The 16,086-nt window shown below is 46.5% G+C and carries 9 protein-coding genes and 1 pseudogene; 8 read left to right on the top strand and 2 right to left on the bottom strand.

All coding sequences use genetic code 11. The features are described from left to right. The first annotated feature begins 712 nt into the window (after positions 1-712). The 4 genes from AC5JL3_RS22850 to cysK all read left to right on the top strand — a co-directional run bounded on the left by AC5JL3_RS22850 (position 713) and on the right by cysK (position 6,867). Positions 713-2,767, top strand: coding sequence for an iron uptake porin (locus AC5JL3_RS22850; protein WP_496076666.1), 2,055 nt, complete (start codon positions 713-715; stop codon positions 2,765-2,767). Positions 2,768-3,150: 383 nt separating this feature from the next. Beyond that, the gene (locus AC5JL3_RS22855) at positions 3,151-5,208 is read left to right on the top strand and encodes an iron uptake porin (RefSeq protein ID WP_496076667.1); all 2,058 of its coding nucleotides are present in this window, start codon (positions 3,151-3,153) and stop codon (positions 5,206-5,208) included. A gap of 168 nt (positions 5,209-5,376) precedes the next feature. Next, on the top strand, positions 5,377-5,814 hold the full coding sequence (locus AC5JL3_RS22860; protein WP_192222871.1) for an RrF2 family transcriptional regulator: 438 nt from the start codon (positions 5,377-5,379) through the stop codon (positions 5,812-5,814). A 90-nt stretch (positions 5,815-5,904) separates the two neighbouring features. Then, complete coding sequence (gene cysK, locus AC5JL3_RS22865; protein ID WP_496076668.1) at positions 5,905-6,867, top strand: cysteine synthase A; 963 nt, start codon at positions 5,905-5,907, stop codon at positions 6,865-6,867. A 232-nt stretch (positions 6,868-7,099) separates the two neighbouring features. Here the strand turns inward: cysK and AC5JL3_RS22870 are convergent, their stop codons facing one another. Then, positions 7,100-11,143 (bottom strand): GAF domain-containing protein, encoded by a 4,044-nt coding sequence (locus AC5JL3_RS22870; protein WP_496076669.1) that lies wholly within the window; start codon positions 11,141-11,143, stop codon positions 7,100-7,102. A gap of 554 nt (positions 11,144-11,697) precedes the next feature. Beyond that, complete coding sequence (locus tag AC5JL3_RS22875) at positions 11,698-12,561, bottom strand: ferritin-like domain-containing protein (RefSeq protein ID WP_496076670.1); 864 nt, start codon at positions 12,559-12,561, stop codon at positions 11,698-11,700. A gap of 164 nt (positions 12,562-12,725) precedes the next feature. Between AC5JL3_RS22875 and AC5JL3_RS22880 the strand changes: the two genes are divergently transcribed. The 4 genes and pseudogenes from AC5JL3_RS22880 to AC5JL3_RS22895 form a co-directional block, all read left to right on the top strand. Continuing rightward, positions 12,726-13,508, top strand: a complete 783-nt coding sequence (locus AC5JL3_RS22880) for a pentapeptide repeat-containing protein (RefSeq protein WP_496076671.1) — start codon at positions 12,726-12,728, stop codon at positions 13,506-13,508. A gap of 225 nt (positions 13,509-13,733) precedes the next feature. Further along, positions 13,734-14,969, top strand: coding sequence for a caspase family protein (locus tag AC5JL3_RS22885; RefSeq protein ID WP_496076672.1), 1,236 nt, complete (start codon positions 13,734-13,736; stop codon positions 14,967-14,969). Positions 14,970-14,994: 25 nt separating this feature from the next. Further along, positions 14,995-15,138 (top strand): annotated as a pseudogene (locus AC5JL3_RS22890) (Uma2 family endonuclease); the annotation flags it as partial. A 334-nt stretch (positions 15,139-15,472) separates the two neighbouring features. Further along, on the top strand, positions 15,473-16,086 hold a 614-nt coding region (locus tag AC5JL3_RS22895), incomplete at its 3' end, for a tetratricopeptide repeat protein (RefSeq protein ID WP_496076673.1).

Below are 16,086 nucleotides of genomic sequence, written 5' to 3' on the forward strand. Positions count from 1 at the left end.
GAGAACTTTGAGTTCCCTGAGGAAGTTCTTCCTCGTGGTAACGCTCTGTAAAAAAATAGCTGACTTTGACTTCAGGTTAGCGTTTAGTAAATTTGATACCTCTGCCGACTAGCAGGGGTATTTTTTCAACATCAGCCCACAACTTTTTACCTGTGCTATCTTGAATGAAGGTGACCGACATCTAATAAATAACGGGACAAAATGCTGTATAGGGATTATTAGGAGGTGATGCCCATGGTAGATAGTAGTAAATTCATGGGTCATCTGGTTGAAGTTAGCCGGCTGTGCGCCGGGGCTGTTCTCTAGCAGTCAGCTCGGTTCTCTTTCGAGAGAATCACGTTAGTTGATCTGCTGAGCTGGCTCGGAGATTCCTCCCGGCAGCCTGGTTTCAATCAGAAGACCCGCTAGACCGCTCCCACATTAAGTGTGATGGATGTAACCAAAGCACTTCCCGTGGGAGCGGATAGTTTTTTAGGGGCTTTTCTAAAAGTTTCTGTTTTGTTAAATGATCTAGCTGAGCAACCAAAAAGCTTAATTTCTAAATTGATGGTCTGCTCTTGAAAACCTCGCAGTTCATAGTCTTAGCTGACTCACACATTGTGCAGAATCCAAGTCAAAGGTAGATGTGTAAAAGTTGCTACAGCAGACAAGGCACCATGTGTTGAAAAAAGAGATAAGAACTCTTTCTGCAAAGGTGTGAGGATAAGAGAAGATGTCGAAATTACTGTGGAAAACTCTGCTTGTCAGCCCAGCGGTCTTGGGTGCAACACTGGTAGTTTCTGTGGGTGCAGTACGCGCTGTTGATAGCACAAGTGTAAGCTCAGCGAATGAACTCAACCCAACAGAAGCAGTTCAACCTCTAACAGCCGAGGTTGAAATTCAACAACCCCAGCCAATTGCCAGCGTGACAGCCCCAACGGCTCAACAGACACAAGAATTGTCAACAACGGCAACAAAAGTTTTAGTGGAGCCAACGACGGCTCAAGTCAATGTACCCGCTCAAGTGGCGATTACTCAAAATCAGCAGCTAAATCTAGCAACTCCAGAAACGGAAGCGCTTGCTCCGATTCCGTCTGTAACGCCAGGGGTTAACCCCACACTCGCTCAGGTAACGCCAGCCGCTCCCGCCGACTCGAATGTATTAGATCAGATCAACCGCTACAGCCGGGAAGGGAACAGCAACACCATCGACCAAGTGACCAACGTCACCCAGCTAAGCGATGTCTCACCCGGAGACTGGGCTTATGAAGCGCTGCAATCGTTAGTTGAGCGCTATGGCTGTATTGCCGGTTATCCAGACGGCACTTATCGTGGTAACAGAGCTTTAACTCGCTATGAATTTGCTGCCGGATTAAATGCTTGCTTGCAGCAAGTCGAGCGGTTAATTGCGGCGAGTGTGTCTGACTTTGTGACTCGTGAAGACTTAGAAACGCTACAACGCCTAGTTCAAGAATTTGAAGCAGAACTGGCAACATTAGGCACACGAGTGGATGATTTAGAAGGTCGTGTGGCGTTCTTGGAAGATAATCAGTTCTCCACCACAACAAAACTAGTCGGGGAAGTGATTTTTGCTGTCACCGATTCGTTTGGGGATATCGACAATAACTCAAACCTACCCTTCGGTTTTACTGCCAATAACGCTGATGACTCCAACACAATCTTCGGTGATCGTGTTCGTTTAGACCTACAAACTAGCTTTACGGGTCGAGATGTCTTGCATACTCGTCTGCAAGCAGGCAACCTTGAGGCTTTTAACGTCAGCCCAGGTTCTGCCGAGGGCACTCAAACCTTCAACCTATTCGAGAATGGCAACGATATCGTTCTTGATTGGCTGTCGTATACCTTCCCCTTCGGTAGCTCAAAAATTTATGTTGCTGCCTTTGGAGGGATTCATAGTGACTATGCTCCTACCCTCAATCCTTACTTTGAAGACTATGACGGGGGTAATGGTGCGCTTTCGACCTTTGCCTCGGAAAGCCCCATTTATCGGATCGGTGGTGGTGCAGGTGCAGCCATCAGTCTTGGTGTCGGTCCCTTGGAGAGTATCTTGGGTCCGAGTACGTTAACGATTGGTTACTTAGCAGGAGATGCTGCTAACCCTGGTGAGGATGGTGGGCTGTTTAATGGTAACTACGGTGCATTAGCTCAGCTAAATTTCAACCTCGGCGATCGCATCGGCATTGGTGCAACATATGTCCATGGTTATCACGACGCTTTTAGCCCGATATTTGGTCTTGGTGCAACTGGGGATTCTTCAGCAACAAACTTTAATGACCAGTTTACGAATGGTGTAGTCGGTACATTTTTTGCAAACAATCCAAGTGCAACAGCGTCAGGTATAGCAACAGGAGATTATGGCAACACAGTTCCTACCGTTACTAACTCCTATGGAATCGAAGCGGCTTTCCGATTGACTGACAACATCTCAATTAGTGGCTTTGGAGCTTTCACTAACGCAATCCTGCTTGGTCAAGGAGGTGCTGAAATCTGGACTTACGGAGCTGGTATCGCCTTCTCTGACTTAGGCAAAGAAGGTAACGTATTAGGAATCTTTGGTGGTGCCCAGCCCTATCTTGGTAGTGTTGATGCTCCCGGTGTTGTGAATGGCAACGATACTGGCGATCGCCCTTATCACGTCGAAGCCTTCTACAAGTACCAGGTGTCGGATAACATCTCCGTTACTCCTGGCGTAATTTGGCTCACTGCTCCTAACCAAGGTGCTGATGACGCTGTTATTGGTACTCTCAGAACCACTTTCCGATTCTAGAGGGAACCATCGGCAGAAATTACCAAATAGCTGATCTCAAAAGAGGTTGATTGTCTAGCTCTGCCTTTGGTGGGGCTATTTTATAAGAGCGAATATGTCTTTACCTATTGGGACTCTGAAAAAGTGCCTCTTAGGTAATGTGAGTTTGGGATAACCTGATGCAAGTATAATAACCAAAGCTGTAACACAGGTAGGCAGCAACAGTAACACCACAATAGGCATCCACTTGATGAAGTTGAGTGCTTTCAGCTTATCTGTTCTGCCGCTTTTATTTGAACTCACATTAATTCGTAAATGTGTAAGAGTTGCTACAGCAGACAATGTACTATTGTTGAAGAAGGATGATAAGAACTCTTTCTGCAAAGGTGTGAGGATAAGAGAAGATGTCGAAATTACTGTGGAAAACTCTGCTTGTCAGCCCAGCGGTCTTGGGTGCAACACTGGTAGTTTCTGTGGGTGCAGTACGCGCTGTTGATAGCACAAGTGTAAGCTCAGCGAATGAACTCAACCCAACAGAAGCAGTTCAACCTCTAACAGCCGAGGTTGAAATTCAACAACCCCAGCCAATTGCCAGCGTGACAGCCCCAACGGCTCAACAGACACAAGAATTGTCAACAACGGCAACAAAAGTTTTAGTGGAGCCAACGACGGCTCAAGTCAATGTACCCGCTCAAGTGGCGATTACTCAAAATCAGCAGCTAAATCTAGCAACTCCAGAAACGGAAGCGCTTGCTCCGATTCCGTCTGTAACGCCAGGGGTTAACCCCACACTCGCTCAGGTAACGCCAGCCGCTCCCGCCGACTCGAATGTATTAGATCAGATCAACCGCTACAGCCGGGAAGGGAACAGCAACACCATCGACCAAGTGACCAACGTCACCCAGCTAAGCGATGTCTCACCCGGAGACTGGGCTTATGAAGCGCTGCAATCGTTAGTTGAGCGCTATGGCTGTATTGCCGGTTATCCAGACGGCACTTATCGTGGTAACAGAGCTTTAACTCGCTATGAATTTGCTGCCGGATTAAATGCTTGCTTGCAGCAAGTCGAGCGGTTAATTGCGGCGAGTGTGTCTGACTTTGTGACTCGTGAAGACTTAGAAACGCTACAACGCCTAGTTCAAGAATTTGAAGCAGAACTGGCAACATTAGGCACACGAGTGGATGATTTAGAAGGTCGTGTGGCGTTCTTGGAAGATAATCAGTTCTCCACCACAACAAAACTAGTCGGGGAAGTGATTTTTGCTGTCACTGATTCGTTTGGAGATATTAATTTAGGCAACGTGTTCGATGATGACGATGATGTGTTTGATGATGATGACACCAACACCATTTTCGGCGATCGCGTTCGTTTAGAGCTACAAACCAGCTTCACGGGTCGAGATGTACTGCGGACTCGTCTGCAAGCGGGTAATCTTGAGGCTTTTAACGTTAGTCCTGGTTCTGCCGAGGGCACTCAAACCTTCAACCTATACGAGAATGGCAACGATATTACCCTAGACAAGCTAACGTATACCTTCCCCTTTGGCAGCTCAAGACTTTACGTTGCTGCCTTTGGAGGTCTTCATCATGACTACGCTCCTACCCTGAATCCTTACTTCCAAGACGAGGACGGAGGTAATGGTGCGCTTTCGACCTTTGCCTCAGAAAGCCCTATTTATCGGATCGGTGGTGGTGCAGGTGCCGCAATCAGTCTTGGTGTTGGCCCATTAGAAAGCATCTTGGGTCCAAGTACACTAACTGTTGGCTACTTGGCGGGAAATGCCGCTAACCCTGGTGAGGACGCTGGCTTATTCAATGGCGACTACGGTGCCTTAGCTCAGCTAAACTTTAACCTCGGCGACCGGATCGGCATTGGTGCGACATACGTCCACGGTTATCACGATAGTTTGAACCCCATATTTGGTCTTGGTGGTAGCGGGAATTCCACACCAACGACCTTCAGCGATCAGTTGCAGAATGGTGTAGTCGGTACCTTTTTTGCAAATAATCCCAGTGCAACCGGGTCATTGCTATCAACAGGCGGTTTAGACAACGCGGTTCCTACAGTCAGTAACTCCTACGGAATTGAAGCCGCTTTCCGATTGAGTGACAACATCTCAATTAGTGGCTTTGGTTCTTACACCAATGCCATCCTGCTCGATCAGGGCGGTGCGGAAATCTGGAGTTATGGAGCGGGTGTCGCCTTCTCAGACTTCGGTAAAGAAGGCAACATTTTGGGCATCTTTGCGGGTGTACAGCCCTATCTCGGTAGTGTTGATGCTCCCGGTGTCGATGATGTAGCTGTCCGCGACAGCGATCGCCCTTACCACATTGAAGCCTTCTACAAGTTCCAGGTATCGGAGAACATCTCAGTGACTCCTGGTGTAATTTGGCTGACTGCTCCTAACCAAGGTGATGATGACGCTGTCATTGGTACGCTCAGAACCACCTTCCGGTTCTAAAGCGGTAGTTGTCAATCATTACTGAACAGCTAACGTTTATTACTCTACGTTGATTCACTAGCCCTACCAAAAGGCAGGGCTATTTTTTTTCTGATCCCAAATCTATCAATCACCAGTGGTGAACCGTAGTATAATAGCAAGAGTAGCCTTTCACACCTAATTAAACCTGTGGAACTTTCCTGCAAGACAGAGTATGCGCTTCTAGCCCTGTTAGAGCTAACTGGTCACTACAATGACGGAGAGCCACTACAAATTCGGCAAATTGCTGCCCAGCAGAATATTCCAGATCGATATCTTGAACAGCTCCTAGCTACATTAAGACGTGGTGGCTTGGTGCGTAGTCAACGGGGAGCTAAAGGAGGTTATGTCTTGGGGCGGGAACCCTGGAAAATCACACTTTTAGATATTATTAACTGTTTAGAAGGCTTAGACTCAAAAGCCTCTAAGAGCGATGCTCCACCAAAAACAGTAGAAAGCGCTGTCGTAGGCGAAGTTTGGCAGGAAGTTCACGATCGCGCTCACGATGTCTTGCAAGGATACACACTCCAAGATTTAAGTGAAAAGCGGGATGCCAGACGACAACTAGACATCATGTATTACATCTAGTCAATAGCCATTGGTTATTGGTCATTGGCAAATGACAATAGCTCAAGGACAACTAACAACTAACAATTAACCCCTAACAATCAACAACTCATGCGAATTGCCCAAGACATTACAGAACTCGTCGGTCGGACACCCTTAGTACAGCTCAATCGTATTCCCCAAGCTGAAGGCTGTTTGGCTCGTATCCTCGTGAAACTAGAGGGAATGAACCCCTCTTCTTCCGTGAAAGACCGCATTGGTGTCAGTATGATTAATGTGGCCCAGCGGGAGGGTCAGATTACCCCTGGAAAAACGGTTTTGGTAGAACCGACTTCGGGAAACACAGGCATTGCTCTAGCGATGGCAGCCGCTGCCAAGGGCTACAAGCTCATTTTGACAATGCCCGATACCATGAGTACAGAGCGACGGGCGATGCTACGAGCTTATGGCGCTCAACTAGAACTGACACCAGGAATTCAGGGGATGAGCGGCTGTATTCAGCGGGCACAGGAGATTGTCGAAACGACACCTGATGCCTATATGCTGCAACAGTTTAACAATCCAGCTAACCCACAAATTCATTTTGAGACAACCGCTGAAGAAATCTGGGAAGACACCGATGGACAGGTGGACTTCCTCATCTCTGGTGTTGGTACAGGTGGCACTATTACAGGTGTCGCTGAGGTCATTAAACCCAGGAAGCCCAGTTTCCAAGTTGTTGCCGTCGAGCCTACTAGTAGCCCTGTTCTTTCAGGAGGGCGTCCAGGTCCCCACAAAATCCAGGGAATTGGAGCTGGATTTATTCCCCATGTTCTCAAAGTTGAGCTAATCGATGAAGTAATTGCAGTTACGGATGAAGATGCGATCGCGTATGGTCGTCGTCTTGCCCGTGAAGAAGGTCTACTTTCCGGTATTTCCACCGGAGCAGCCCTATGTGCCGCTATTCAAGTTGCACAACGCCCCCAAAACGAGGGGCGCCTGATTGTCATGGTTCAGCCTAGCTTTGGCGAACGCTACTTAAGCACGCCCCTGTTCCAAGACCCAGAACCACGAGTGCCTGCGGTCTTGAGTTAATGCAGCAATAAAAATGCCCTCTTAACATAAAGGGAGAGGGCATTTGAACTCAAATCGCAAGCTGACTTGTCGCTGTCTCCGGTATTTCGACGCAAGTGGCAAGCGCATCTACGTTAGCGAAGTGGGGCGCTCTTAGCGCACAGCCTTGCCAGATAGCCGCCCCAAGCGTAACAAATTCAGGACTTACGCAAATCCACCCTTGAAACACTATTGGTAGGGGTGAACCTGTTGTTTATCCTTCGCTTAGCTGCCTCAGCGGAATCTGAATCACAAACTCTGTACCTTGCCCCAACTCACTCAAGCACTGTAGCTGCCCTTTGTGTTTTTCAACGACGATTTGATAGCTAATCGATAACCCTAAACCAGTCCCAACACCCACTGGTTTAGTTGTGAAAAAGGGATCGAATAGTCGTTGCTTAACTTGAGGTGTCATTCCGGGTCCATTATCCGCAATTCGGATGACCACAGAGTCGTCCTTGAGGAGTTCTGTATGGATTCGGATTGCACTAGGGTTGGCTTCCATTTCTTCGAGTGTTCTTGCTTGGTCTCGCTCATCTAGAGCATCAACTGCGTTGGTGAGCAAATTCATAAATACCTGGTTGAGCTGTCCTGCAAAGCACTCCACTTTCGGGAGGTTACCGTATTTTTTAATTACCTCAGCCCCAGGATGCCCATGTACAGACTTTAGACGGTTTTGCAAAATTACTAACGTACTATCTAGACCTTCGTGAATATCGACTGCTTTTATTTCGGCTTCGGCAAGGCGAGAAAAATTACGCAAGCTACGCACAATTTCATAAATCCGCTCTGCTCCAACTTTCATTGAACAGAGGAGTTTGGGCAGGTCTTCACTCAGAAATTCCAGTTCAATTGCTTCAATCTCTGCCAGAATGTCTGACGTAGGATTGGGATATTGCTGCTGGTAAAGCTCGATTAAGCCCAGGAGATCTTGAGTGTATTCACTCGCATAGGTCAAGTTTGCATAGATAAAGTTGACAGGATTATTAATTTCGTGAGCCACCCCTGCAACCAACTGTCCGAGGCTGGACATTTTTTCACTTTGCACTAACTTCGCTTGGGCTGTCTGGAGTTCCTGTAAGGCAAGTTCCAGTTGCTGAGCCTGACTTAGGGCTTGTGCTGTCGCGGTACAACTTTGCTTGTAGAGTTCGGCTTGTTGGATTGCGATCGCAACTTGGTCAGCAACGGCACAGATTAACTCCACCTCCGAATCTTGCCAGCAATAAGGCCCGATGTCCTTCCTTAGAGTAATACTTCCCCAAATTTCGGAGCCAAATTGCAGGGGAACCAGCAACCAAGCTCCTGGAAAAGCTTGCGCTAATCCTTGATTAACCTCGTCTTCAAAAGTCTCGGTATTATCAATTCTGACAACTTCTAGGCACTTCAGTCGGTCGGTAATTGGATTATTTTCATCGGGAATTTCTCTTCCTAGTGCCGCTGGGAGGTCTGGGTATCTACCATACTCTGATACATGTAACCAAAGCTTTTGTTCTGGTAAATATTGCACGATGTGAGCGCGGTCTACTTGTAGAAGTTCGCCAATCTCACGCACAGTTGTGGAAAAAATCGTGTTTAAGTCCAAAGAACTGCGAATCGCTTGAGTAACCTGATTGAGTGCCTGCTCTCGTTTTGCTAGGGATTGAGCTTGTTCATATAGCTGGCTTTGCTGAATTGCGATCGCAACTTGGGAGGCTAAGGAACAAAGTAAGTCTATTTCATAAGGCTGCCAATGTCGGGGTTCTGAGCAGTGATGGGCAATCAATAGCCCCCACAACTTCTCACCGTTCAAAATTGGTACCACCAAGTTGGCTCTAACCTGGAACCGAACTAGTAAATCAAGATGACACTGCCCTAACTTAGCCTTATAAATATCCTCGATTGCCTTCACCCGACCCTGTTGGTAAGGCAAGACATACATTTTCTCAAAACAGGGGTCGTGGATGTTCGTTCCCAGGATGGAATGCCAAGGAGAATCAACAGATTCCACAACTACGTTTCCACTCCAGCCGGGTTCAAATCGAAAAATAATCACTCGGTCGGCAGCAAGGACTTGTCGCACTTCTGCCACAGTCGAGGTGAGAATCGTATCTAAATTCAGCGACTTGCGAATCCGCTGAGCAATTGCTCCGACTAGCTGTTCCCTCTGAAACTGCTGTTGTAGTGCTGCTTCTGCTTGCTGGCGTTGAATGATTTCAGTTTGTGCCTGCTGATAAAGCTCAGACTGATGAATTGCAATTCCCGCTTGCGTCGAGAGAGATTTGAGCAAATCAATGTCCAAGGGTTGCCATTTGCGTGTTTCCCCACACTGCTGAGCAACCAGCAGTCCCCATAATTTTTCCTCTTGTACAATCGGTACTACCAAGTTGGCTTTTGCCTGAAACTTAGCTAAAAGATCAACGTGGCATTGGGTTAAACCAGCATTGTAAATATCCTCGACTGCTTGAACTCGCCCCTGTTTGTAAAGTTGAACGTAGCTTTGTGCAAAATAGCGGTCGTTGATAATGGTTCCTGTAATGGGTATCCAGTTTGAGTCAACCGACTCAACGACGACAACACCACTACCATCCCCATTGAGGCGGAAGATAACGACGCGATCGCAAGTGAGAAATTGCCGAACTTCCGCTACTGTGGTGTTTAGAATCTCCTCTAAATTCAAAGATTGGTGAATCCGTTGGGCAATTGCCCCGACTAGCTGCTCCCGGAGAAACTGCTGTCGCAGTGCTTCTTCTGCCTGCTGGCGCTCCAGTTCTGCTTGATGAGCGCCGATAAAAATACCAATACTTTGAGCCATCAACTCAATCACTTCCTGTTCGTAAGCCTCGAATTCTGGGCTTCTCACTTGAGTTGAAGAAAAATTTATTGTTCCATAAACTTGATTATTTACAAATATAGGAGTGCCTATATAAGACTCTAGTTTCAGATTTTGATAGAGTGGATAGTTTCGTAGTGCTTCGATTGCGCCAACATGATTGTAGGCAATTGTCTTCTGTTCTTGAACGACTGCTGCACAATAGATATCTTTTAATTCCAGCTCCAATCCAGGAACTAACCAGTCAATATCAGATTGTACAGAACGAATGATGCACGACTGACCATCAAGTTGATTAACAATACCAATGGATAATTGTAAGATTTCACATCCTGTTTTAAGATAATCAGCAAACAGCGGTTCAAAACTGTTGTATCGTGTTGTGTTAAGCCGATGTAGTTCTTTGAGATTGGAACTGAAGTTTGCTAGCGCTTGGGTTTTGTGGAGTAATTCTTCTTCGGCAAGCTTGCGATCGCTAATATCTTCAAGCACTGCCACAAAATGCTTCGGTTCACCCGTTGGCTCAGACACCAGCGATACAGTCTGATGTCCCCACAAGATACTATCATCCTTACGGATATAGCGCTTCTCTAGTGAGTAAGGGGCAGTTTCACCCGCAAGAAGCGATCGCACACCATCAACACTAACTTCCAGGTCATCTGGAAAAGTAATATCGCTAAATGTTCGTGTTAGTAATTCTTCCGAGGTATAACCTAGAATCTCGCAAAATTTCTGGTTAACTCGGATAAATCGACCATTTAAATCGCAATGACTAATCCCAACAGCCGCTTGTTCAAAAGTGACACGAAAGCGCTCTTCACTCTCTCGTAGCGCAACTTCAGCTCGCTGATGGTCAGTTAAATCAGTAATATTAGTGCTATCTGTAATGAAAACTTCATCGGAAGTATTTCTAAACTTACTCCGGTGTCGCTCTTGTGAGTCCCGTTGTTTCTCCTCCATCTGTTTTAGGTCAGTGGTATCTTCACAAACTAGGAGGATGATTGGATTCGATTCCGTGTTTGGAACTAAACGTGCGATCGCTTTTACCCAGATAATCTTGCTATTCTTGTCAATAAGACGAGCTTCCCATTGACTCACTTGTATCGGCTGTTGCTGTAAGCCGATTAGCTGCGATTGAAAGTCGTCTCTATCTTCTACATAAACAATGTACTCAACTAATTGCTTAACTAAATCCAACGGGTCAAAACCTAGATAAGTCGCACCAAATTCGCTAACCGAAAGAATTACCCCCCTTACGTTAAGCGTCAAGCAAATGCAAGGAAGGCTTTCATATAGCGTGTGGAGATAATTTAATTCAGCTTGGTTATCTAGCGATTGACATTTTCCAATCTGTCTATCTTCACCATGAGAATTAACCAATTGAGATTGTGTTAAGTTAGCTTTTTCTTGTCGTGACTCATGCAAATTAGGTATAGGATATGAGTTCATTTTTCAGCTCTTATCCCTCAATCAAGTATTTTTTGAGAGCTAGAGTAAGTATGTTTTATGTTTTTTTCCGGTTTCCTGTAGATGCAAAAAGCTACCGACAATAAGGTAGTATCAACTCAATCTTAACCCAATAGCTAAGGGAACCTTACCGCTAATTCCTTGAAAAAAGGTTTTTTTATCTAAGGTTTGCCTCTTTGAACGGTGCCTACAGGTTGCGCCTGAAGTTCTCGATGAACGAGCTGAAGTTGAGAGTTATTACTGAATCATGTTGACCTTTACAAATCTAAAAATAATCTATAATCCTAAGTAATGTGACTAATATGTCAAGAAATTAAAGATTTGTTTAAAAAATCAATACAAAGAGTATTGTCTACTTCAAGAGAATAAATCCTCCTTTACAAAGACATAGGACAGATTAGAGGTAGCAATTCGCAAACCCCTGGCTACTTCATGAGGTAAGGGGATGAGAACCTGGGAAAATCTAGCGAGAACTCTCCTCAACTCCCCATTCCCCTACCAAATAGGTAAATCGGCAGCTAACCTAAACTAACGTTCTATGCTGCAACGGGTTCTGGAGCATCCTTTGGCATTTCTTCTGGAACACCATCTTGTACAAGTGAGGGAGATTTTCCGCCTTTCTGGACGAGATTACCAACCATAGCAAGCATTGCATTTACCTTACGAGTCCGCCACTCATCAATCAGTCGTTCGACAGCATCAGCAGGCAAACGACGTTCCAATGCCTCTCGAAGATAAGCAGCGTGTCCGGTTTCATCTTGAGCAACGCTGAGGATACTTTTTTTGAGGTTGCGGCTAGTGGGTTCGTCTTCGGGTAACACGTTAGCCATGCGAACAAAGTCTTTGCTAGCGTCTAGTTCCAGAATGTAGGTACTAGCCATGAACGCAATCCAGTCAATGTTCTGGGGTTTCATGTCCTCTTGGGAGTAGCCCTCAAAGTAAGTGGCAAAGAAGGGACTACGTTGGCGTTCATTCGGCTTGCCGTCTTCAGTGGCTTTGGGTAAGTTCTTGAAGTCGATGACTTGTTTGTTGAGCTGTTTCAATCCGTGGGCAAAAATTTGACCGTGGCGTTCTTCGTCTGACGCATGACGAGCCAGTTTTTCTGCAAGCCAGGTATCGCCTTCAGAAGCCGCTCGCTCACTCAGGGTTTTGAGAAAGGGAACCGAACCCGATTCTGCTAACTGAAACCCAGCAAGAACATTAGGGCGCGTTTTGGGGTCACGCAGACTGCTAGCAGAGTAGTAAGCAACGGCGCTTGACCCGACTAAGTGCAGAATGTGAGTTAAGAAGTTCATAAGATACTGATAAGCGTGTATAAAGCTTACAACTGTAATGCTAGCTTGGTTTTCTGGTTGCGATCGCTGAGACTGATACGGCTGAACGGCACTAATACTTATCAATTTTTCGCTTTTAGTTCATTAAACCTTCGCAATACCCTGCAAGTTTTGCTTTGTTCCAGGGAGTACCCACTTGGCTTTAGATTGGCGCAAAATGTAGGTACACTCAAAGATTCACCCATGATGCTCTCATGGCAGCGCGTAGCTCATTCTTTTCTGTGATGGTTATGAATATTAAACGCACCCTGCTCACCACAATGGCTCTGTTAACCACAACCAGTCTGGGTACGACTGCCTATGCTGAAAATCTACAACATACCCAACAGTTACTTTCTACTCAGCAATGTCCACAATGTGACCTTACTAGTGCTGGTTTAGTTTTGGCTAACTTAGCTGGGGCAGACTTGAGTGGAGCAGACTTAAGTCGTGCTAATCTCAGTGGTGCGAATTTGACAGGGGCTGACCTTAGCGGTGCAAACCTTACTGGTGCTTCTCTGAATCGGGCAAACCTGACTGGAGCGAATTTGAGTGGAGCAAACCTCACTAGCACTGACCTCAGAAATGCCTTGCTTGTCAATGCCCAGTTATTCGGTGTCAGTCTGAGTACCGCTTATGTGCAAGGAACCATTGGCATCCCTCAATATGCAGGAACAGCAGAAGATTTCTACGCTTGGGGTGTCGTTGAAGCCGAAAGAGGCAATTATACCGCTGCGATCGAGAATTATAATCAAGCGCTGATTATCAAACCCGACTTTGCTCCAGCATACCTCGGTCGTGGAGTTGCCTATTTCCGCCTCAGAGATGTAGCTAAAGCGACTGAAGATGCAAATAAAGCCGGTGAACTCTTTACCACCCAAGGCAATACAGAGGGCTACCAGACATCACAGAATGTGATTCAAGCGATTGAAGTTGCCCAGAACCCTCCCAAAGCCCGAAGAGGGGGCTTTTCTTTAGGGGGAGCTTTAGTCTCTATCGGTTCGCTGCTGTTTAAGTTAATTTCGCCGTTTTAAGCGTTCAGCTATCAGGTTTTTTGATTGGGAGGTAGGGGAGAGTTTTACCTGAACTAAAACTTGCAGTCTGTGTATGCCAACACCAGCAACGAAATCACGTCAAGCTACTTTTAGCGCTACATAGAGCAGACTTGGCTCAAGTTACAGATGCTGATACGAACACTGTAGTTGAGAAATAAACGGTTAAGGTGGATACACTTTGACAGCATTTACCAATGAGGAGTTATGGTACAGATTTCTCGTCGTCAGTTCTTTCAATTTGCTGGTTCTACTCTGGCAACCTTGGGATTAAGCCAGCTTAACATTCAACGACAGGCTGAAAGCTACGGAAAAGTCCTGGCACAAAGTACGCCTCGTAAACTGGCATTGCTCGTTGGCATTAATGAGTATCCATCTCAACCTCTGCAAGGATGTGTGAATGATATGGAGTTGCAGCGACATCTGCTCATCCACCGCTTTGGTTTTAATCCCCAAGATATCCACACCCTGACGGATGGGCAAGCAACTCGCCAAGGTATTCTAGAGGCATTTGAAGAACATTTAATCAAGCAAGCCAAGCCTGGGGATGTGGTGGTGTATCACTACTCAGGGCATGGTTCTCGCGTTTTCGATCCAGATCCCCTTGTGGTTGAGCCAGGTAACAATAGTGGAACCAATGGTACTTTTGTTCCAGTTAATCATGGAAAAATTGATCAGTACCCAGAACAAGGCGGTGTTGTAGAGGACATTATGGGACACACATTGTTCCTGCTGATGTTAGCTCTCAAAAGTGAAAATTTCACGGCTGTTCTAGATAGTTGTTACTCAGGCGGTGCTACTAGAGATGTTCGGGTTCGGGCGCGAGATAATCAAGGCAAGAATTTACAAGTTTCTCCAGGAGAAAAATCGTACCAAGAGCAGTGGTTGTCACGGCTAAATCTTAAGAGAGAAGATTTTGTCAAGCTGTATCGGACGGGAGTGGCGAAAGGTGTTGTCCTAGCCGCAACAGACCCAAATCAACTGGCGATCGATCTACCGTGGAATGGCTTCAATGTAGGAGTTTTTACTTATCTATTAACACAGTATCTCTGGCAGCAAACGAGTACGCCTGAAAATGCGATCGCCTACACTGTTGAAAACATACCAAAAGACTACAACCAAACTCCCCTTACAGAGGTGAAAGTTGGGAGTGGGTATGAAAAGCAACCCATCTATTTCACCAATACCTCAAGTCCGACAGCGGATGCAGTTGTTACAGAGGTGAAGGGGAATCAAGTGAAGTTGTGGTTGGGTGGAGTAAACCCAGCAGCTATGAAAGCTGTAAGGCAGGGCACAGTGTTTACCAGTATCCTTGCTAAGGGAAGTAGTTCGGGACAGGTGACACTGCAATCTCGCGACTCCTCAAACGGCTTAATTGGCATAGCGACGGTGGAGGGGGTTGTTCGACAAGGGACGCTGTTAAAGGCAGAGGGCTTAGGATGAACTTAAAAGCGTAGAGGTTCTTCCTATGTCAGTGAGTCCTATTACTGATCTTCCCCCTTTAGAAAACGGCGATTGCTTAACTCGCCAAGAATTTGAGCGTCGCTATACAGCAATGGCGCATATTAAAAAAGCTGAATTAATTGAAGGAGTAGCCTCCGTAGCTTCACCTGGCATTTGGTTCATCCCCAAGAATTGCTATTCAACTTTCAGCTCACAAAGTTGTTCGAGCTAGACTGTGGTTAAACTCAGTCGTCTATCACCAACAGATTGCCGAAACTTATGGCTACTTTCAGCGCTGCTGTCGATTTATCCAGCGTGTTTCCTAATTATGAGGATTGAAGTAGCTTGTTTTTAAGAATAAGCATCGCCTTTAAGCCGTGTTTAGTGTGCCGCATTTTAGAAGTGAAGAATGCCGTCAGGCTCGAAAACTCTTGCCAATGCTTGCATAACCTAGTGGCTCTGAGAGATAGACAATAGGATAAAGGATTGAGGGCGAGGGCAATATGAAGGGAAAAGCACGAGTCCGGAGAATACTACCGTTGGCTGTTACACTCATCGGGGTCATGGGGTTACTGGCAAGAGTGCCAGCACCAGTGGTAGGACAAACGAATCCCCCCCAGTCAGCCCAACAGTCAGTGGAATTGGAGGAAGCCGAACGGCTAAGTGAACAGGCAGTTCAGCTTTACCAGCAAGGGCAGTACGCTGCTGCCATTCCTCTGGCAGAACGCGCCCTCGCCATCCGGGAGAAAGTGCTGGGCGAAGAGCATTCTCTTGTTGCCACCAGTCTCAACAATCTGGCATTGCTGTACCAGGCACAGGGGAACTACAGCCAAGCCGAACCTCTTTACCAACGCTCCTTGGCAATCTATGAGAAAGTGCTGGGCAAGGAGCATTCTCTTGTTGCCACCAGTCTCAACAATCTGGCATTGCTGTACCAGGCACAGGGGAACTACAGCCAAGCCGAACCTCTTTACCAACGCTCCTTGGCAATCTATGAGAAAGTGCTGGGCAAGGAGCATCCCGATGTTGCCACCAGTCTCAACAATCTGGCATTGCTGTACCGGGCACAGGGGAACTACAGCCAAGCCGAACCTCTTTACCAACGCTCTTTGGCAAT

Source organism: Symplocastrum torsivum (assembly GCF_059505465.1).